Raw genomic sequence first — 19,317 nt, forward strand, 5'->3', positions numbered from 1 at the left:
ATGGAGCGCGACGCGGAAGCCACGAAGCGCAGACTCATCGCGGCCGGCCGGGCGGAGTTCGCCGCGCACGGACTGAACGGCGCCCGCGTCGACCGCATCGCCGCCGCCGCGCGCAGCAACAAGGCGCAGATCTACCACTACTTCGGGAACAAGGCCGGGCTGTTCGACGCGGTCTGGAACGAGCTGGTCGAACAGATCGTGGTGAGCGTGCCGCTCGACGCGGACGACCTGCCGGGGTTCGCGGCCGCGCTGAGCGACCTCTACGCCGAGGACCCGGCCATGCCCCGGATCATCACCTGGCAGCGGCTGGAGCACGGCAGCTCGGTCAACGAGCTCGGGGTCGCGGACGTGCGCAGCAGGAGTGCCGCCATCGCCGAGGCGCAGGCCAGGGGCCTGGTCTCGACCCGGTTCGAGCCCGAGGTCCTGATCGCCCTGCTGGTGCACGTCGCGATGCTCTGGCCGGCGGCCAATCCGGAGGTCCTGGCGGTGGTGGACCTGGAGGACCGCGCGCGGCGCCGCGAGGTGGTCCGCCGGATCGCCGCCGCCCTGGTGGAGTGAGGCCGCGGCGGTTCCGCCGACGGGCGGGGGTCCGCCGACGGGCTTCGCCGACGGACCGGCCCCGGGGCGGGGGCGGGGGCGTTCCTGGCACGGGGAACCGCACGGGCCCAGGCCGATGCGGCCGGGATATTTCCATAATTAATGACAAGCACTAGGGTGCGGCTCGTGGCAGAACTGACGGGTCGAAGGTTCGAGGGAAAGGTCGCCGTGATCACCGGTGCCGCCCAGGGCATCGGCGCGGCCACCGCGCACCGGCTGGCGTCCGAGGGCGCCTCGGTGGTCCTGGTCGACATCGCGGACGCCCCCGGCCGGGCCACCGCCGCGGCGATCAGGGAGCGGGGCGGCAGGGCCGAGTACCGGCACGGCGACGTGGCCTCCGCCGCGATGTGGGACGAGCTGGCCGCCGCCGTCCGGCACACCCACGGGCGGCTCGACGTGCTGCACAGCAACGCCTACGCCGTCGTGGTCAAGCCCGCCCACGCGCTCAGCGAACAGGAGTGGGACAGCCAGCTGGACGTCACGCTCAAGGCCTCCTGGCTGGCGGTGCGCGCCTTCGCCCCGGCGCTGCGCGAGTCCCTGGGCTCGGTCGTGCTCACCTCCTCGGTGCACGCCCTGGTGGGCCTGCCCGGCCATCCGGCCTACGCCGCGGCCAAGGGCGCGCTGGGTGCGCTCGGGCGGCAGCTCGCCGTGGAGTACGGGCCGCGGGTGCGGGTCAACACCGTCCTCCCCGGGCCGATCATGACCTCGGCCTGGGACCGGGTGGACGCGGCCGGGCGCGGCGCGAGCGCGGCCGAGACGGTGGCCAAGCGGTTCGGGCGCCCCGAGGAGGTGGCCGCCGCCGTGGCGTTCCTGGCCTCCGGCGAGGCGTCCTACATCACCGGCGCGAGCCTGGTGGTGGACGGCGGATGGTCCGTCGTCAAGGCCTCGTCGTGACCGGGGCGCGGCGGGACGCGGAAGGCGGGCCGACATGAACTACCCCGGCCGGGGGCTGCACGGACAGGCCGTCGAGGTCATCGGCGCGCGGATCGTCGCGGGCGCCTACCCGCCCGGCTCGTCGCTGCACCCGGGTGCGATCGAGCAGGAGCTGGACGTGAGCAAGACGGTCGTCCGCGAGGCGCTCCGGGTGCTGGCGGCGAAGGGCCTGATCGACTCGCGCCAGAAGCGCGGCACCTTCGTGCGGCCCCGCGCGGACTGGAACCTGCTCGACGGCGACCTGCTGCGCTGGCAGACCCTCGGCGCCCCCGGCCGGACCGGTGCCCAGGGCCGGATCGAGGCCCAGGCGGGGCCCGGCGCCCAGGACCGGTGCGGCGTCCGGCACCGTCCCTTCCTGGACGACCTCGCCGAGGTCCGCGGCATCGTGGAGCCCGCGGGCGCCCGGCTGGCCGCCGTACGCCGCGACGAGGCCGACCTGGCCGCGCTCGCCGCCGCGCTCGACCGGATGGGCGCGGCGGGCCGCGACCCGCAGGCGGTCGTCGAGGCCGACCTGGCCTTCCACCGGGCCCTGCTCGCCGCCGCCCACAACGAACTGCTGACCCGTATGGAGGTGGTCATCGAGGCCGGCCTGCGCGTCCGTGACCGGATCGTGCACGGCGCCGGGCACTGGGCCGACCCGGTCCCCGCCCACGCGGCCGTGCTGCGGGCGGTGCGGAACCGGGACCCCGAGGCCGCCGAACGCGCGGTCGAGGCGCTGCTCGCCCAGGCCTCCGAGGACCTCGCGGAACTGGCGGACGGGCCCGGCCTCGGGGAGGGCGGGAACGGATGAGGATCACCTCACTGGAGACGTTCCTCGTCGCGCCGAGATGGCTGTTCCTGCGCGTCGCCACCGACGAGGGGATCACCGGCTGGGGGGAGCCGGTCGTCGAGGGCCGCGCCGAGACGGTCCGCACGGCCGTCGCCGAGCTCGCCGACCACCTCGTCGGCCGGGACCCGCTGCGCATCGAGGACCACTGGCAGGTCCTCACCAAGGGCGGCTTCTACCGCGGCGGACCGGTGCTCTCCAGTGCGGTCGCCGGCATCGACCAGGCGCTGTGGGACATCGCCGGGAAGGCGTACGGCGTCCCGGTCCACCGGTTACTGGGCGGGCCGGTCCGCGACCGGGTCCGGATGTACGCCTGGATCGGCGGGGACAGCCCGGCGGAGGTCGCCGAACTGGCCCGCGCCCAGGCCGAGGCCGGGTTCACCGCCGTCAAGATGAACGGCTCGGGCCCGATGGGACCGCTGGAGACCCAGGGCCGGACCCGCGAGGTGGTCGACCGCGCCGCCGCCGTACGGGAGGCCCTCGGCCCCGAGCGCGACCTGGTGATCGACTTCCACGGGCGGATGTCCACCGCGATGTCCCGGCGCCTGCTGCCGCTGCTGGAACCGCTGCACCCGCTCTTCGTCGAGGAGCCCGTCCTGCCCGAGCACTCCCGTCACCTGGAGCGGCTGGCCGGGTCGACCGGCGTCCCGCTGGCCGTGGGCGAACGCCTCTACTCCCGCTGGGACTTCCGGGACGTGCTCACCTCCGGCATCGCCGTCGCCCAGCCCGACGTCTCGCACGCCGGCGGCATCTCCGAGGTCCGCCGCATCGCCGCGCTCGCCGAACTCCATGACGTCGCGCTGGCCCCGCACTGCCCGCTCGGCCCGATCGCCCTCGCCGCCAGCCTCCAACTCGCCTTCGCGGTACCGAACTTCCTCATCCAGGAACAGAGCCTGGGCATCCACTACAACCGTGGAGGCGAGCTGCTCGACCACCTGCTCGACCCGACGCCCTTCCGCTTCACCGACGGCCACGCCGCCCGCCCCACCGGGCCCGGCCTGGGCATCGAGATCGACGAGGCCGCCGTCCGCCGGGCCGCCGAGCTCGGCCACCGGTGGCGCAACCCCGTCTGGCGCCACCAGGACGGCTCGTTCGCGGAATGGTGACCGGCCGGGACCCCAGGGCCCCCTGAGGCCGCCGGGACCACCGCCACCACCCGACCCGACCCGACAAGGCCACGCCATGAACCTCGCCGACCTGTCCGCCTCGGTGCTCGCCGTCGTCCGCGGCACCGACCCCGACGCCGCGCTCGACTGCGTGCTCGCCCTCGCCGAAGGAGGCATCTCCGGCATCGAGGTCTCGCTGACCACCCCCGACGCCCTGCGGGTGATCGAACGGGCCCGCCGCGCACTCGGCGACACCGCCCTGCTCGGCGCCGGCACCGTGCTCACCGCCGCCGACGCCGCCCGGGCGGCCGGCGCCGGCGCCCGCTTCCTCGTCACCCCGGCCGTCGTCGCCACCGGGCAATGGGACCCTTCGGCACGCGAACTGCCCGTGCTGATGGGCGCCCTGACGCCCAGCGAGATCACCACGGCGATGGCGCGAGGGGCCCTCGCCGTCAAGCTCTTCCCCGCCTCGCTCGGCGGCCCCGCCTACCTGCGCGCCCTGCGCGACCCGCTCCCCGGCGTCCCCTTCGTCCCGGTCGGCGGCGTCGGCCTCGACGAGGCCAGGGCCTACCTGGCCGCCGGGGCCGTCACCGTCGGCGTCGGCTCGCCCCTGGTCGGCGACGCCGCCCGCGGCGGGGACCTGGACGCCCTGCGCGCCCGGATCGCCCGGTGGCGCACCGCCCTCACCGAAGAGACCGCCCTCGCCGAAGAGACCGCACGCACCGAGGAGACCGAACACACCGAGGAGACCGCGGCATGAGCGGCGCGGTACCCCAGGTCGTCACCGTCGGCGAGACGATGGCCGCGCTGCGGGCCGACGGCCCAATCCGGCTGGGCGGAACGATGCGGCTGTCGGTGGCCGGCGCGGAGAGCAACGTCGCGATCGGCCTGGCCCGCCTGGGCCACCCGGTCGGCTGGGTCGGACGGGTCGGCGACGACGAGTTCGGCGCCCTCGTGCTGCGGACGCTGCGGGCCGAGCAGGTGAACGTCGGCTTCGCCCGCGTCGACCGGGACGGCAGGCCCACCGGTCTGCTCGCCTCCGAGACCGGCGCCCGCGATCTGGTCAAGGTCGGCTACTACCGGTCCGGTTCGGCGGGATCGGCGCTCACCGCCCAGGACGTCCTGCCGGCCCTGACCCCGGGTGTGCGCGTCCTGCACCTGACCGGCATCACCCCCGCCCTGAGCGAGGAGGCCGCCGACGCCGTCCTCGCCGCGGCCGTCCGCGCCGGGGACCTGGGCATCACCGTCTGCCTCGACGTCAACTACCGCACCCGGCTCTGGTCGGTCGCCGAGGCCCGCGCCCGCCTGCGTCCGCTCGTCCGCCGGGCCGACGTGCTGGTCGCCTCCGCCGACGAACTCCCCCTGGTGGCCGGTGCCCCCGCCCTGGACGAGCCGGAGGCGGTCGCCGAGCTGCTCACCCGGGGACCGGGCGAGGTCGTCGTCACCCGGGGTGCCGCCGGCGCCACGCTCACCACCGCCGACGGCACCGTCGACCAACCCGCCCGCCGGGTACCGGTGGTGGACGTCGTCGGCGCCGGTGACGCCTTCGTCGCCGGCTACCTCTCCGGCCTGCTCGACGGCCTCGCCCCACCGGCGCGCCTGCACCGCGCCGCCACCACGGCGGCCTTCGCCGTCGCCACCCCCGGCGACTGGGAGGGCCTCCCGACCCGCCGCGACCTGCACCTGCTCGACGCCCCCGCCGGCACCACCCTCCGCTGACCCCGCGGGAGACCGCGGGAGACCGCGGGTCCGGGCAGGTCAGGGGATGTGGACTGAGGCGCCCATGCGGTAGTCGTGGGCGGAGAAGGCGGCGCCGACGGCGAAGCGGTCGCCGCGCACGAGGGTCTGCCGCCATTCGACCAGGCGCCCGGCGGTGTCGTGGCCGAGGCGGTCGATCGCGAGCAGCGCGGTGGTCTCGGGGCACTCCAGCAGGATGCGCTCCCCCCGGCCGGGGACGACGGCGCGGATGCGCTCCCAGCCGCCGCAGATCCGGCTGCCGCAGTGGCGTTCGAGTTCGTCGTAGAGTCCGGTGCGGGTGAAGTCGACGTCCAGCAGCGGGCGGGCCACGTCGGCGGGGAGCCAGACCCGGTCGACGGCGAGCGGTTCCTCGTCGGCGAGGCGGACGCGTTCGAGGTAGACCAGCGGGGTGGACTCCTCCAGGCCCAGGCGGGCGGCGATGACGCCGTCGGCGCGCTGGTCGAGGGCGCGGACGACGCTGCGCTGGACGGCGCCGACCTCCTCGACGGCGCGGAAGAGGCTGTACGCCTCGCCGATGTCCTGTTCCAGCGGGCGGCTGGTGGTGAAGCGCGACACCTTGCCGCGCTGGGCCGTGACGAGGCCCTCCTCGCGGAGCGTGCGGAGGGCCTCGCGGACCGTGTGCCGGCTGACCGCGTACTCGGCGACGAGGTCGTGCTCGCCGGGGAAGACGTCGCGGAACTCGCCCCCGTCGAGCCGGCGCAGCAGGTCGGCGCGCAGCTGCGCCCAGAGCGGCTTGCCCGGGGTGCGGACGAGCGGACGGGGGCCGGGCTGGGAGGTCACGGCGTCTTCCCGGGGGTCAGGGGTCGGTTGGTCGGTGCGGGCCACGGAGTGAATGGTGGTCCCTTCGGGGGGACAGCACAAACCCGGGCCCGCGGGCGCCAGGGGTGTCAGACCAGCAGGTCGACCAGCATGAAGGCGGCCACCGCGAGCAGCAGGACGGCGAAGGCCCGCTGCAGGGCGGCTCCGGAGAGCCTGGCCGCCAGCCGCCGGCCGTCCCAGGCGCCGAGGACGGCGGCGCCCACGAACGGTCCGAAGACCGCCGGGTCGAGGGAGACGCCGGTGACCGTCAGGCGGGTGGCGAGGGAGACCAGCGAGTTGATGAGGACGACCACCAGGCTGGTGCCGACGGCCCTGCGCATCGGCAGGCGGAGCACGGAGACCAGGGCGGGCACCGCGAGGAAGCCGCCGCCGACGCCCAGCAGTCCGGTCACCGCGCCCAGGCCGGCGCCGGCCGCCACCGTGCCCAGCGGCCCGCCCCGGGCGGCCGGGCGCCCGGACGGACCGTCGGCGGCACCGGCGGCGCCCTCGCCGGGCACACCCCGCGCCGCCCGGGTGCCGCGCAGCATCGCCGCGGCCGCCAGGGCGGCGAGGGCGGCGAACGCGCAGGTCAGCACCGGCTGGGGGATGCGGTGGGCGAGCGCGGACATCCCGGCGGCGGGCAGCACGCCGGCGGCGGCGAACAGAAGGCCGGTGCGCCAGGCGATGGTCCCGGTGCCGCTGTGGCGGGCGAGGGCGGTGACGGAGGTCGCGGTGACGATGACCAGGCTGGTGGTCCCGGCCTCGGCGGGCGAGACGCCCAGGAGGTACACCAGGGCCGGGACCGCCAGCACTCCCCCGCCGCCGCCCAGCGCGCCGAGCGCCACGCCGACCACGGCTCCGCAGAGCAGGGCGAGGATCAGGACGCTCACGCCGTGACGCCGTCCGGGGTCCGGTCGTCCGCCGTCCCGTCGGCCGGGTGGACGACCTCGCCGTGCCACGCGGCGAAGCCGCCGCGCAGGTCGGTGGCCTCGAAGCCGCGGGCCCGCAGCACGGAGGCGGCCACCGAGGAGCGGTTGCCGCTCGCGCAGATCACCGTCAACGGCCGCTCGGTCGGCAGTTCGCCGAGCCGGGCGAGCAGTTCGGGCAGCGGGAGAAGGCGGGCTCCGGGGACGGTCCCGTTGTCCCGCACCTCGCCGGGACCGCGCACGTCCAGCACCTCGAAGCCCTCCACCGCGTCGGCGAGCCGCTCCGCCAGGGCGTCGGCCTCCACCCGCGCGGTCGCGGTCAGGTACGCGGCGCCGATCGCCTCCACCGGCGTCGCCAGGGCGCCCTGGACGCGGTCGAAGCCGATCCGGGCCAGCCGGGTGCGGGCCTCCGGCGCGGCGTCCGGGTCGCCGCACAGGACGATGGCGCCCTCGGCCTCAAGCACCTGGCCGGCGAGTTCGGCGAACCGGCCGCCCAGCGGGATGTTGACCGCGCCGTGCAGGTGGGCAGCGGCGAACGCCTCCGGGTCCCGGGTGTCCAGCACGGTGGCGCCGGCCGCCCTGGCCCCGAGGAAGTCCTCCGGGGTGAGCGGGGCGACGGGGTCCTCGTGCAGCACCGGGCGGTCCTGGCGGTTGCGCACCGAGGTGAACGCGAAGTAGGCGGGCGCGGTGGGCTGGCCCTCGGTCACCACCGCGACGAACTCGTCCTCGGTCATCTCGGCCAGGGCGTAGTTGCCCCGGCGCTGGTTGCCGATGGTGCAGCTCAGCTCGGTGGAGAGGTTCTTGCCGCAGGAGGAACCGGCGCCGTGCGCCGGGTAGACGCGGGTCTCGTCGGGGAGGGTGAGCAGCGCGCGGGTGGAGTGGTAGAGGGCGCGGGCCATCTCCTCGGCGGACCGGCCCCGGGAGCTGAGCAGGTCGGGCCGGCCGACGTCGCCGATGAACAGCGTGTCCCCGGTGAGGACGCCGAACGGGACGGCGTCCTCGGCGTGTTCGCGCACGACGACGCAGATCGACTCGGGGGTGTGGCCCGGGGTGTGCCGGATCTCCAGGTCGACCTCGCCGAGGCTCAGGTGCGCGCCGTCCGCCAGGGGGTCGGTGTCGAAGTCGAGCGCGGCGGCGGAGCCGAAGGAGATCCGGGCGCCGGTGCGCTCGGCCAGCTCCAGGTGACCGGAGAGGAAGTCCGCGTGGATGTGGGTCTCGATGACCCGTTCGATGGTCAGGCCGTGGCCCTCGGCGGTGGCGAGGTACTCGTCCACGTCGCGCTGGGGGTCGACCACGACGGCCCGGCCGGTGGTGCGGTCGCCGACGAGGTACGAGGCGTGGGAGAGGCAGTCGAGGTAGAACTGCACGAAGACCAGTGGTCCGGTGTGCTCGGTCATGACGGGCTCCTGGGGGTGGGCAGGGCTGAGGGCGCCGGGTGGGCGGGGGAAGGGGGCGGGAGGGGTGCGGCGGCGGCGTCAGGCGAGCCCGCGGAGCATGAGGTTCCAGTAGAGGAACGGCAGTCCGCGCCGCTTGAGGTGCCACATGTCGGTGCGCTCGCGGATGGTGTCGATCACCGGGATCGAGGGCGTGGGCCGCCCGCTGTAGTCGAACTCGGCGAGCAGCATCTTGTTGCGGGCGGTGACCAGCGGGCAGGACGAGTAGCCGTGGTAGGCGGCCCCGGGCTCGCGGCCGGCGAGGCTCGCGAGGAGGTTCTCGACGAGCACGGGCGCCTGCTTGCGCACGGCGGCGCCGGTCTTGGAGTTCGGGGAGGACCCGGCGTCGCCGAGGGACCAGATGTTCGGGTAGCGGACGTGCCGCATGGTGTGCTTGTCGATCTCGACGTAGCCGGCCGGGTCGTCGGCGCCGGCCAGCGGGCTGCGCTTGATCCAGTCCGGGGCGCTCTGCGGCGGCACCAGGTGCGCGACGTCGTACGGCAGGGTCGTCCCCTCGCCGGTGGCCAGGTCGGTGACGACCACCTCGCGGGCGTCGGGGCGCACCTCGGTGACCTCGCTGCCGTAGTGGACCTTGATGCCGTAGCGGCGGACCACGTCGTCGAGGACGCGGGCGAACTCCGGGACGCCGAAGATGGCGGCCCCGGGGATCACCAGGTGGACGTCGATCCGGTCGAGCACGCCTTCCCTGCGCCAGTGGTCGGCGGCGAGGTAGGCGATCTTCTGCGGGGCGCCACCGCACTTGACGGCGCCGGTGGGCATGCTGAACACCGCGCTGCCCGAGCGGGTCTCGCGGATGAAGCGCCAGGTCCTGGGGGCGGTGTGCGGCAGGTAGTTGCTGGACAGGCCGTTCTCGCCGAGCCCGGCCGCCAGGCCCGGCACCCGGTCCCAGTCCAGCTGGATGCCGGGGCAGACCACGAGGTGGTCGTAGGAGACGGTGGCGCCGTCGTCCAGCGTCACCTCCTGGGCCTCGGGGTCGACGGCGACGGCGGCGCGGCGTATCCACTGCACGCCCTTCGGCATGACGGACGCCTGCGGACGGATGCTCTCCCGCAGCGGCGCCCGTCCGCCGCCGACCAGCGTCCACAGCGGCTGGTAGTAGTGGCGCTCGTTCGGGTCCAGCACGGCGATGTCCTGCTGCCCGGCCCGGCGGAGGCGGGCCGCGACCGAGATGCCCGCCGTTCCGCCGCCGATGATCACGATCCGGTGATGCTGCTTGGTCCTCAAGGGCCCTCCTGGCTAAATGTACGTACATTAAGCTAGGCCCGACCTGCATGGATATGCAAGAGGCATCGGCCTAAATGTTCGGACATTTAGCGAGGAGAGCCCCGCCAGGGGCAGCCGCCTCGCCCCCGGTCCGCTCCCGCACCGGGACCACCGGCCCAGCGGCCGGTCCCTTCGGGCCCTTCTGCCGTCCCGCCTGCGCACGGGAGATTCGTGGTGTGCCGGACGCCGAACGGCCGGCTCGACGCCGTGACCCACGAGGGGAACCACCATGACGCGCCATGTCCTGACCGGAATCGACGGATCGCCGCAGAGCGAGGCCGCGGCGCTGTGGGCGGCCGCGGAGGCCCACCGCCGGGGCTGCGCGCTCCGGCTGCTGCACGCCTGGCCGTGGCTGGACGCCGGGGACGAGAACCGCGCACAGCCCGGTGACCTGCGGCCGAGGGCGCTGGACGCGCTGCGCGCGATCGCCGACCGGATCCGGCACGACCACCCGGACCTGCCGGTGGAGGCCGAGGTGATCTCGGACGATCCCGTCGACGGGCTGCTCTGCGCCGCGAAGGGGCGGGAGCTGCTGGTGCTCGGCTCCCGCGGGCTCGGCGGCTTCGCCGGCCTGCTGGTCGGGTCCGTGGGGCTCGCGCTGGCCGCGTCCGCGCCGATCCCGACGGTGCTGGTCCGCTCCGGACAGGCCCCCGCCGAGCTGCCCGCCTCCGCCGGGGCGGCCCGGGAGGTGCTGGTCGGTCTCGACGGCCGTGAACCCGCAGAGGCCGTCGTCGGGTTCGCCGCCGCCGAGGCGGAGCTGCGCGGCTGCCGACTGCGCGTCGTGCACGGGTGGGACCCGGTGCCGATCATGCCCTTCGGAGGCCTGACGCCGCCCCTGCTGAACCCGGCCGAGCAGCAGGCCGCCGAAGCGGCCCTGATCTCCCCGGTGCTCACCGCCCTGAGGGCGAAGCACCCCGGCCTCGACATCGTCGAGGACCTCCGCCTCGGCGGCGGGGCCCAGGCCCTGCTGGACGCCTCCACCCACGCCGACCTCGTCGTCATCGGCCGGCGCGAGCGCCGTCACCCGGTGGGTCCGCGTCTCGGCCCGGTGGCCCACGCCGTCCTGCACCACTGCGGCGCCCCGGTCGCCGTGGTCCCCCACGCCTGAGCCGGCCGTCCCCCGACACCAGCCCCCGAGCAGCGACCAGGAGCGCCGTCGTGTCCAGCACCCACCGCCCCGCCCGGCCCGACGGTCCGCCGGCGCAGCCCTGCGGCCACCTGCGCCGGGCGCTCGGCCGGGAGCACAACCCGCTCGGCCGCGCCGTCGACCGGGCGCGCAGCCGGGCGGTGGTGCTCACCGTCCTCGGGATCGCGCTCGCGGCGCTGCTCGGGGCCGGGGCCGCCGTCCCCCGCTACACCGCCGAGCAGCGGGCGGCCGCGGCCGCGGCCGCCCGCCTGCAGAAGGTCGACGCCGTGCTGCAGGGCCCGGTCCGCACGGTGGAGGCCGCGGTCGTCGGAGGAAGGCCCGCCTACCACGCCGACGCGGCCTGGACCCGGTCCGACGGCCGGCACCACACCGGCAGCATCGACGTCCCCCGGAACACCGGGCCCGGCGCCACCGTCGTGATCCTGGTCGACGAGGACGGCCGCCCGACCGCCGCCCCGCCGGGCACCGCCGACCTGGTGGCCGACGCGGTGTGCGTGGGCCTGTCCCTGTTCGGCCTGCTCGGCGCCCTCCTCTTCACCGGGCTGCTCGCGAGGCTGAGCGTCCTCGACCGCCGGGCCGACCGCGCCTGGACGCGGTCCTGGGCCCGCTGGGAACCGGTGTGGAGCGGCCGCGACCGGCACCCCGGTCACGACGGCTGACCGGACATCACCTCACCGCCCCACCGCCCGGGCGGCAACCCCGCGCCGACGAGCCGCCGCGCCGGAGGCGACAGGGTGAATGCGGTCCCGTTCGGGTGCATGAGCGCTAATTGTCGGATTTTCAGATCGACACGCTGGGGAGCGATTGCTCGACTGCGTGCGCCCGGTCCACGGTTTCCCGCGCGCCGCGGGATTCCGGACCGTCGATCGAAGGGAATCGTCATGAGGCGCTGTCCACCCACCAGCGGACGCGAACCGGAACACCACCGACCACGCGCGGTCCGCGGCCGCCTCGCCCGGGCCGTGCTGCCCCTCCTCCTCGCGGCCACCACGGCGGCCGGCTCCTTCGCCGCCGCCCCGGTGGCGCACTCCGCGGACCGGGCCGCCCCCGCCGACGGCGGCAGCGGCCGCCAGCACGGCCGCCAGCTGCCGGTGACCCTGACGAAGACCGGTACCGACGTCGCGACCGGCAGCACGACCCAGACCACCCACGGCGACACCGTCCGCTGGGTGGTCTCCGCGACCAACCCCGACACCGTGCCCGTCAGCACCACCGTCACCGACGCGATCCAGGGCGGACCGGGCAGCTCCCCGCAGACCCAGACCTACGTCCCCGGCTCGCTCCAGGTGCCGCCCGGCTTCAGCAAGCAGTGGTCCACCGACGGCGGCGCGACCTTCGCCTCCACCGACCAGGGTGCCTCCACCAACGTCGTCCAGGCGACCAACCCGATGCTGGCGGCCCCGGCGACCGGCGCGGTGGTCCAGATCCCGCCGCCGTTCACCCCGGTCAACACGGCCACCGGCGGCGACGGCTTCACGCCGATCCTCTACACCGCCACCATCAACGGCGTCCCCACGCCCGAGATCTGGAACATCTACCACCACGGGTTCTCCAACACGGCCAGCGTGTTCTGCACCGACCTGCTCACCAACAGCCCCTGCCCGACACCGAGCGGTGCCCCCACCAGCTGGCCCCAGCCGCTGAACTCCTCGACGCCCGGCGGCACCACCGGCGACCTCGGCAGCACCCGCACCCCGACCTACGTGCAGGACGGCTCCAAGCTGTACTACGCCGCCGTCAGCCGGGTCACCTACGCGGTGATCGGCGTCGGCTGCATCGACCTCCAGGCCCAGGCCAGCTGCGGCTTCACCCCGCTCCAGACCGGCACCGGTTCGGTCATCGGCGGCGTCGTCGAGGCGCCGAACGGGCTGATCTACGCCGTCTCCGGCACCGGTGAGATCCTCTGCTACGACCCCGACGGCAACCTCTCGTGCGGGACCTTCCCCAGCGGCCTGCCCACCAACGAGGGACAGGGCGGCTTCGGCGGCGACTACGTCGGCACCATGCGGGTCATCGAGGGCAAGATCTACGTCACCAACAACCAGCTGGCCCCGCTGCCTTCGCTGATGTCCTGCTTCGACCCGGCGACGAACGCCCCGTGCACCGGCTGGCTCCTCCCCAAGGTCGTGGTCACCCCGATCGGCACCGCCCCCGCCCGGGTCGACAACGTCTTCGAGATGTACGACGCGGCCGGCACCGTCACCGGCGTCTGCACGGTGGTCGGCGGCGTCTACCTGGCGACCGTCCCGCCCGTCGGCACCGTCGTCTGCTTCAGCCTGGCCGGCACCCCGATCGCCGCGCCCCCGGGCCTGCAGACCCTGGTCAGCACCAACGTCGCCGCCGGCGAGGCCAACTACCAGGTGCCGCTGACCATCACCGCCCCCAACGGGCACCTGGAGACCGAGTTCCCGTTCTGGATCTACCAGGGCACCACGCCGACCCTCAACAGCTCCGAGTTCTGCTACGACTGGAACACCCAGGCCCCCTGCGCCCAGTACGGCACCAACGGCGTCGTCAACGGCCCGCCCAACGTCAACGGCGGCTACACCAGCCCGTACGGCTTCGCCTACGACGGCCAGTGCAAGTACAGCCTCGGCGACGTCGGCGTCCTGTTCTCGCTCGACCCGGTCACCGGCGCCTCGCCCTGCCTGAAGACCAGGGCCCAGGGCACCATCAACCCCTCCGCGTACTACTGCGACGGGGCCACCGGGCACGTGCAGGCCTACGGAACGGTCAGCCTCCTCGGCATCGACCCGACGACCGTCGACTTCACCCAGTCCTCGGTGACCGTGCTGAACTCCGGCGGCACCACCATCGGCACCTTCCCGTTCGACCCGGCCACCGAGACGGCGGACATCTCGTCCGTCCCGATCAGTGCATCGCCGATCCAGGTGGTCGCCAACATCACCCTGATCAACGGGTCGTCCTTCACCCCCGACAACCACCCGGCGATGCAGGTGACCTTCGTCGGCGACGCGCCGCAGATCTGCTTCGAGACCACGGTGTCGGCCGACTGCTCCGTCACCTCCGTCTCCGACCAGGCCTCCGCCGTCACCAACGGCATGCCGGCCGTCACCTCCAACACCGTGACCCTGCAGGTGACCCCGGGCGCGTCGTGCGCGCCGATGCTGGCGATCAACAAGGAGGTCTGCACCTCGGCGAACGCCGCCGACTGCGGTAGCGGCGGGCCGGGCCCCTGGGCCAAGACCACCACCGTCGCCCCCGGCGCCACCGCCTACTGGCGGATCACCGTCACCAACAACGGACCCGTCGACATCACCGGCATCACCCTCACCGACGCCATCACCCCCTCCTGCGCGACGGCAGCGGGAACGTTCAACCTCGCCACCGGTGCCTCCACGCAGATCTACTGCAACCTGCCGGGGGTCACGCAGTCGACGACGAACACCGTCACCGCCTCCTTCCCAGGGCCCGGCGGGACCCCGATCACCACGCCGCCGTCCGAGGCCACCGTCGACGTCCCGTCGCTGGCCATCAACAAGGAGGTCTGCACCTCCACCAACGCCGCCGACTGCGGTAGCGGCGGGCCGGGCCCCTGGGCCAAGACCACCACCGTCGCCCCCGGCGCCACCGCCTACTGGCGGATCACCGTCACCAACAACGGACCCGTCGACATCACCGGCATCACCCTCACCGACGCCATCACCCCCTCCTGCGCGACGGCAGCGGGAACGTTCAACCTCGCCACCGGTGCCTCCACGCAGATCTACTGCAACCTGCCGGGGGTCACGCAGTCGACGACGAACACCGTCACCGCCGCCTTCCCCGGGCCCGGCGGGACCCCGATCACCACGCCGCCCTCCGAGGCGAGCGTCCAGGTGACCGGGACCCCCGTCCCGTCGCTGACGGTCGACAAGGAGGTCTGCCAGTCCGACAACCCCGACAACTGCGGTCCGGGCGGAGCCGGGCCGTGGGGCAAGGAGACGACCCTGCACAAGGGTGCCGACCCGTGCTTCCCGGACGAGTGCCACGCGTTCTGGCGGATCACGGTGACCAACACCGGCACGGTCGACCTGACCGGCATCACGCTGACCGACGCCCAGGAGGTCTCCTGCGAGGTGGCGGCCGGGACGTTCGACCTGGCGGCGGGGCAGACGACGACGTACTACTGCACCAGCCTGATCGCCGCGGACACCGTCAACACGGTCACCGCCTCCTACGTGCCGCCGAACTCCCCGCCGGGGACCGCGCCGGTGACCACCGCACCGTCCTCCGCGCTCGCCCGGTGCAAGCCGCCGTGCGAGAAGCAGACGTGCCACGGGAACGGCCCCGGCCCCGGCCACGGTCACGGTCACGGCCATGAGTACGGCCACGGCGATCCCTGGGACCACGACTGGAACCACGACTGGAACCAGGGCTGGGAACCGGGAGGGGGCTTCACCGGCTCCTCGCTGCCCGACTTCGACTGGCTCATGCCCGTCCCCGTCGAGGGGATCGGCCGACCGGCCGACTGGTTCTGATCCGGCCCTGAGGGATTGAAGGGCGGTGGCCCGGGAGGACGATCCTCCCGGGCCACCGCCCTTCGCGTCGTGCGCGCGGGCCGGTCAGGCCAGGCGGCGGGCCCCGGGCGAGGGGACGGCGGTGAAGAGCACCGGCTCCGCGTAGCCCGCTGAGCGGAAGGCCGCGCGCACCGCGTCGGAGACCGGTGCGACGTCCCCGGCCGCGACCAGGGCGATGACGGAACCGCCGAAGCCGCCGCCGGTCATCCGGGCGCCCAGCGCGCCGGCGGCGACGGCGGCCTCGACCGCGAGGTCCGTCTCGGGGCAGGAGACCCGGTAGTCGTCGCGCAGCGAGGCGTGTCCGGCCGTCAGGACCGGGCCCAGCTCGGCGATCCGGCCGCCGTCCAGGTGCTTGATCGTCTCGGCCACCCGCTGGTTCTCGGTGACCACGTGCCGCACCAGCGGGGCGAGTTCGGCGGGGAGGCGCTCCAGCGCCGCGGCGAGGCCCCCGGCCGGCAGGTCGCGCAGCGCGGCCAGGCCGAGGAGTTCGGCGGCGCGCTCGCAGCCGGCCCGCAGGGAGGCGTAGGCGCCGTCGCCGAGGTCGTGCTTGACCCGGGTGTCGATCACCAGCAGCCGGAACCCGGCCGCCTCCAGGTCGAGCGGGACGTGCCGCTGCTCCAGGGTCCGGGTGTCCAGGAACAGCGCGGCGCCGTCGGTGCAGCAGGCGGAGGCCATCTGGTCCATCACCCCGCAGGGCACGCCGACGAAGGCGTTCTCGGCCCGCTGCGCGAGCAGGGCGATCTCCGGCGCCGAGAGGCCGAGTTCGTACAGGTCGTTCAGGGCGGCGGCGGTCGCGCACTCCAGGGCGGCGGAGGAGGAGAGGCCGGCCCCGGTCGGCACGTCGCTGTCGACGAGGAGGTCGGCACCGCCGATCGCGTGCCCGGCCTCGGCGAGGGCCCAGAACACACCGGCCGGGTAGGCGGCCCAGCTCGCCACCACGCCGGGCGCCAGCCCGTCGAGCGCGAGGTCGGTGATGGTGCCGTCGCCCTGGGCGCTGTAGAGGCGGATCCGGCGGTCCTCTCGGCGGCGGGCGGTGACCCGGGTAGCGTGCGGGAGGGCGATCGGCAGTACGAAGCCGTCGTTGTAGTCGGTGTGCTCACCGATCAGGTTCACCCGGCCGGGCGCGGCCCACACGCCACTCGGCCGGGCCCCGTGCACGGCCTCGAAGTCGGTGGCGGCCTGGTCGATCATCTGCTTCAGCTCCTGTGCATCGCGCGCTAATCCGACATAATCAAACATGATTGGAGGCCGCGGTCAATACCGGCGGCCGCACCAGGCCGAAGGGTCGGGTGCGACTGCCCTCGGCGCACACCCGACAGAACCGGCACTTGTTGATAAACGATCGCTTATGTTTGAATCTGTCGACAATCCCCTTCTTGCAAGGAGCACGGCGGTGCACAAGACCGCGACCACGCTGGCCGACGGCCGTGAACTCTTCTACTACGACCGGACGCCCGGCCAGGTGCGCGACGCCCGGGACGAGCGCCCCCTGGAACGCCCCGCGAGCCTCTCCGAGGTCCGGCTGGACCCGGTGCTCGGCGAATGGGTGACGGTCGCCGCCCACCGCCAGCAGCGGACCTACCAGCCGCCCGCCGACGCGTGCCCGCTCTGCCCCTCCCGGGAGGGGCGGCCCAGCGAGGTCCCGGCCGCCGACTACGAGGTGGTGGTGTTCGAGAACCGCTTCCCCTCGCTCTCCCCCGACTCGGCCGCGCACGTCGCGACCCACGACGACGACCCCCTGCGCACCGTGCGGCCCGGTACCGGCCGCTGCGAGGTGGTCTGCTTCGCCCCCGACCACCACGCCTCCTTCGCCGACCTGGACGAGGCCGGAGCCCGCCTGGTCCTGGACGCCTGGACCGACCGCACGGCCGCGCTGTCCGCCCTGCCCGACGTCCGGCAGGTGTACTGCTTCGAGAACCGCGGCGCCGAGATCGGCGTCACGCTGGCCCACCCGCACGGGCAGATCTACGCCTTCCCGTTCGTCCCCTCACGCACCGCCCGGATGATCTCCCGGGCCGCGGCGCACCGGGCGAGCACCGGGCGGAACCTCTTCGAGGACCTGCTCGCCGCCGAACGGGCCACCCCCGAGCGGCTGGTGCTCCAGGGCGAGCACTGGACGGCCTTCGTCCCGTTCGCCGCCCGCTGGCCGTACGAGGTGCACCTCTACCCCAACCGCCGGGTCCGCGACCTCACCGCGCTGAACGAGGCCGAGCGCGCCGAGTTCCCCGGCCTCTACCTCGACCTGCTGCGCCGCTTCGACCGGCTCTTCCCCGCCCCCGAGGGCCAGGCGCCGAACCGCACCCCGTACATCGCCGCCTGGCACCAGGCCCCCGAGGACGGCGGCGGGGAACTCGCGCTGCACCTGGAGCTGTTCACCGTCCGGCGCGCCCCCGGCAAGCTCAAGCACCTGGCGGGCGTGGAGTCCGGGCTCGACGCCTTCGTCACCGACGTGAGCCCGGAGACCGCCGCCGAGCGGCTCCGCGCCGCCGCCCCGCACTGACCCGCGGCCCGGGGACGGCGGCCGAGACACCGTCAGGCGAGCCAGATCTCCCGGACGGCGCGCAGCGGGTCGTGCTCCACCCGGGGGTCGGCGTGCCAGCGCATCGTGGCGCGGCCGTCCCCGTACGGGGGCCAGGCGGCGCCCGGGTCGAGGTCGCGGACGAAGGCGACCCAGGCCCCGTGCACGGCGTCGGCCAGCGTCTGCGGCGGCGCCGCGCCGAGGGCCGCCTCGACGCCCTCGGCATGCAGCAGGTCGAAGGCGAAGGGCAGGTCGATGCAGTGGTAGGCCTGGCCGGCGCGGCCGGGGGCGGTTCCGGACCAGTCGAACTGGTAGAGCCAGGTCGGCCGTTGACGCTCCGCCCGGGCCTCGGCGAGGGCCACGGCGGGGGCGCGGAACAGCCAGTCGGTGATCGCGTCGCCGCCGGCGGCGCCCGGGTGCTCGGCGAGGAAGCGCGCCGCGCCGTGCTCGTCCAAGCCCAGCGCGCCGAGCAGGCCGCGCAGCTCGTCCTCGTCCTCGGTCCCGTCGGCGCCGTCCTCCGCGGGTGCGGCGAACTCGTGGGCGGTGAAGCCGAGCAGCAGCGGCACCTGCGCGTCCGGCAGCGCCTCCGGCACCGGCCGCGGCACCAGGTCGCCGTCCGCGAAGGGGGCGAGGACGAGGGCCGACAGGGCGTCCCCGTCCGGGTCGGCCTCGCCGAGCGCGTCCTGGAGTTCGAGCAGGCGCCCGTCGCTCAGCCCGCGCAGGGCCTCCGCCGTGGCGGGCACGCCGGTGCGGGCGGTGAGGGTCCGGCCGACGGCCTCGGCGGTCGCGCGGTCCTGCGGGCGCATCACCGCGCCGGAGACGGAGATCGCGGCGCGGAACAGTCCCCGGGCCGACGGGGTGGCGAGCAGGGTCTGGACGGCGCCGCCGCCCGCGGACTGCCCGGCGACGGTGACCTTGGCCGGGTCGCCGCCGAAGGAGGCGATGTTGTCGCGGACCCACTCCAGCGCGGCGATCCAGTCCCGCACGCCCCGGTTGTCCGGGGCGTCCGGCAGGTGCAGGAAGCCCTCGATGCCGAGCCGGTAGCCGATCGAGACGAGCACCACGCCGTCCCGGTTGAAGGCGGCGCCGTCGTACCAGGGGCTGGCCGAGCTGCCCGCGACGTAGCCGCCGCCGTGGATCCAGACCAGGACCGGCAGGCCGGCGTCCGGGGTGGGGACGGGGGTGAAGACGTTGAGGTTGAGGACGGACTCGCCCGGGACGGTCGGCTCCGGGATGGTGGTGACCTCACCGAACGGGCGGCGCTGCGCGGTCGGTCCGTAGGCGGTCGCGTCGAGCACCTCGGTCCACGGCCTCGGTGCCACCGGCGCGGCGAACCGCAGCTCGCCGACCGGGGGCTGGGCGTAGGGGATGCCGAGGAAGCGGACACCGCCGTCGGTGCGGCGCTCCCCGCGCACCGGGCCCCGGGTGGTGGGGACGACCGGGTGGTCCTGCGGTGCTGTGCTGGTCATGC

16 protein-coding genes are annotated in these 19,317 nt (G+C 74.7%); 10 read left to right on the forward strand and 6 right to left on the reverse strand.

The features are described from left to right. The 6 genes from ABT238_RS17730 to ABT238_RS17755 all read left to right on the forward strand — a co-directional run bounded on the left by ABT238_RS17730 (position 1) and on the right by ABT238_RS17755 (position 5,181). Entirely contained in the window at positions 1-558 is a 558-nt protein-coding gene (locus tag ABT238_RS17730) for a TetR/AcrR family transcriptional regulator (RefSeq protein ID WP_350568809.1), read from the forward strand. Between the two features lie 165 nt (positions 559-723). Further along, the gene (locus ABT238_RS17735) at positions 724-1,491 is read left to right on the forward strand and encodes an SDR family NAD(P)-dependent oxidoreductase (RefSeq protein WP_350568810.1); all 768 of its coding nucleotides are present in this window, start codon (positions 724-726) and stop codon (positions 1,489-1,491) included. Between the two features lie 34 nt (positions 1,492-1,525). Then, positions 1,526-2,320, forward strand: coding sequence for a FadR/GntR family transcriptional regulator (locus tag ABT238_RS17740; protein WP_350568812.1), 795 nt, complete (start codon positions 1,526-1,528; stop codon positions 2,318-2,320). Beyond that, positions 2,317-3,462, forward strand: coding sequence for a galactonate dehydratase (dgoD, locus tag ABT238_RS17745; RefSeq protein WP_350568813.1), 1,146 nt, complete (start codon positions 2,317-2,319; stop codon positions 3,460-3,462). Before ABT238_RS17740 ends, dgoD begins: the two co-directional genes overlap by 4 nt. Before the next feature lie 76 nt (positions 3,463-3,538). Further along, a complete protein-coding gene (locus ABT238_RS17750; RefSeq protein ID WP_350763545.1) occupies positions 3,539-4,222 on the forward strand; it encodes a bifunctional 4-hydroxy-2-oxoglutarate aldolase/2-dehydro-3-deoxy-phosphogluconate aldolase in 684 nt (227 codons plus the stop codon). Continuing rightward, positions 4,219-5,181, forward strand: coding sequence for a sugar kinase (locus ABT238_RS17755; RefSeq protein ID WP_350763552.1), 963 nt, complete (start codon positions 4,219-4,221; stop codon positions 5,179-5,181). The genes ABT238_RS17750 and ABT238_RS17755 overlap by 4 nt, the downstream gene beginning before the upstream one ends. 39 nt (positions 5,182-5,220) lie before the next feature. Here ABT238_RS17755 and ABT238_RS17760 read toward each other — a convergent pair whose 3' ends face one another. The 4 genes from ABT238_RS17760 to ABT238_RS17775 all read right to left on the reverse strand — a co-directional run bounded on the left by ABT238_RS17760 (position 5,221) and on the right by ABT238_RS17775 (position 9,622). Next, positions 5,221-6,000 (reverse strand): GntR family transcriptional regulator, encoded by a 780-nt coding sequence (locus tag ABT238_RS17760; RefSeq protein ID WP_350763564.1) that lies wholly within the window; start codon positions 5,998-6,000, stop codon positions 5,221-5,223. 107 nt (positions 6,001-6,107) lie between these two features. Further along, positions 6,108-6,908 carry a sulfite exporter TauE/SafE family protein gene (locus tag ABT238_RS17765; RefSeq protein ID WP_350763572.1) on the reverse strand — a complete coding sequence of 267 codons (801 nt, stop codon included), beginning with the start codon at positions 6,906-6,908 and terminating at the stop codon, positions 6,108-6,110. Then, complete coding sequence (locus ABT238_RS17770; RefSeq protein WP_350568818.1) at positions 6,905-8,341, reverse strand: MBL fold metallo-hydrolase; 1,437 nt, start codon at positions 8,339-8,341, stop codon at positions 6,905-6,907. The genes ABT238_RS17765 and ABT238_RS17770 overlap by 4 nt, the downstream gene beginning before the upstream one ends. A 78-nt stretch (positions 8,342-8,419) precedes the next feature. Beyond that, on the reverse strand, positions 8,420-9,622 hold the full coding sequence (locus tag ABT238_RS17775) for an NAD(P)/FAD-dependent oxidoreductase (protein ID WP_350568819.1): 1,203 nt from the start codon (positions 9,620-9,622) through the stop codon (positions 8,420-8,422). Between the two features lie 268 nt (positions 9,623-9,890). On the opposite strand from ABT238_RS17775, the gene ABT238_RS17780 reads away from it, so the two are divergent. The 3 genes from ABT238_RS17780 (at position 9,891) to ABT238_RS17790 (ending at position 15,289) form a co-directional block, all read left to right on the forward strand. Beyond that, positions 9,891-10,769, forward strand: coding sequence for a universal stress protein (locus ABT238_RS17780; RefSeq protein ID WP_350763600.1), 879 nt, complete (start codon positions 9,891-9,893; stop codon positions 10,767-10,769). Positions 10,770-10,819: 50 nt separating this feature from the next. After that, entirely contained in the window at positions 10,820-11,467 is a 648-nt protein-coding gene (locus tag ABT238_RS17785; protein ID WP_350763608.1) for an Rv1733c family protein, read from the forward strand. Between the two features lie 222 nt (positions 11,468-11,689). Further along, positions 11,690-15,289, forward strand: coding sequence for a DUF7617 domain-containing protein (locus ABT238_RS17790; protein WP_350763615.1), 3,600 nt, complete (start codon positions 11,690-11,692; stop codon positions 15,287-15,289). Between the two features lie 84 nt (positions 15,290-15,373). Here ABT238_RS17790 and galK read toward each other — a convergent pair whose 3' ends face one another. After that, the gene (gene galK, locus ABT238_RS17795; protein ID WP_350763622.1) at positions 15,374-16,519 is read right to left on the reverse strand and encodes a galactokinase; all 1,146 of its coding nucleotides are present in this window, start codon (positions 16,517-16,519) and stop codon (positions 15,374-15,376) included. A 202-nt stretch (positions 16,520-16,721) separates the two neighbouring features. On the opposite strand from galK, the gene galT reads away from it, so the two are divergent. After that, on the forward strand, positions 16,722-17,828 hold the full coding sequence (galT, locus tag ABT238_RS17800) for a galactose-1-phosphate uridylyltransferase (protein WP_350568825.1): 1,107 nt from the start codon (positions 16,722-16,724) through the stop codon (positions 17,826-17,828). Between the two features lie 32 nt (positions 17,829-17,860). On the opposite strand, the gene ABT238_RS17805 is transcribed toward galT, so the two are convergent. After that, positions 17,861-19,315 carry a carboxylesterase/lipase family protein gene (locus tag ABT238_RS17805; RefSeq protein WP_350763635.1) on the reverse strand — a complete coding sequence of 485 codons (1,455 nt, stop codon included), beginning with the start codon at positions 19,313-19,315 and terminating at the stop codon, positions 17,861-17,863. Positions 19,316-19,317: the final 2 nt, after the last annotated feature.

The sequence above is a fragment of the Kitasatospora sp. NPDC001527 genome (assembly GCF_040298605.1).
Classification (GTDB): domain Bacteria; phylum Actinomycetota; class Actinomycetes; order Streptomycetales; family Streptomycetaceae; genus Kitasatospora.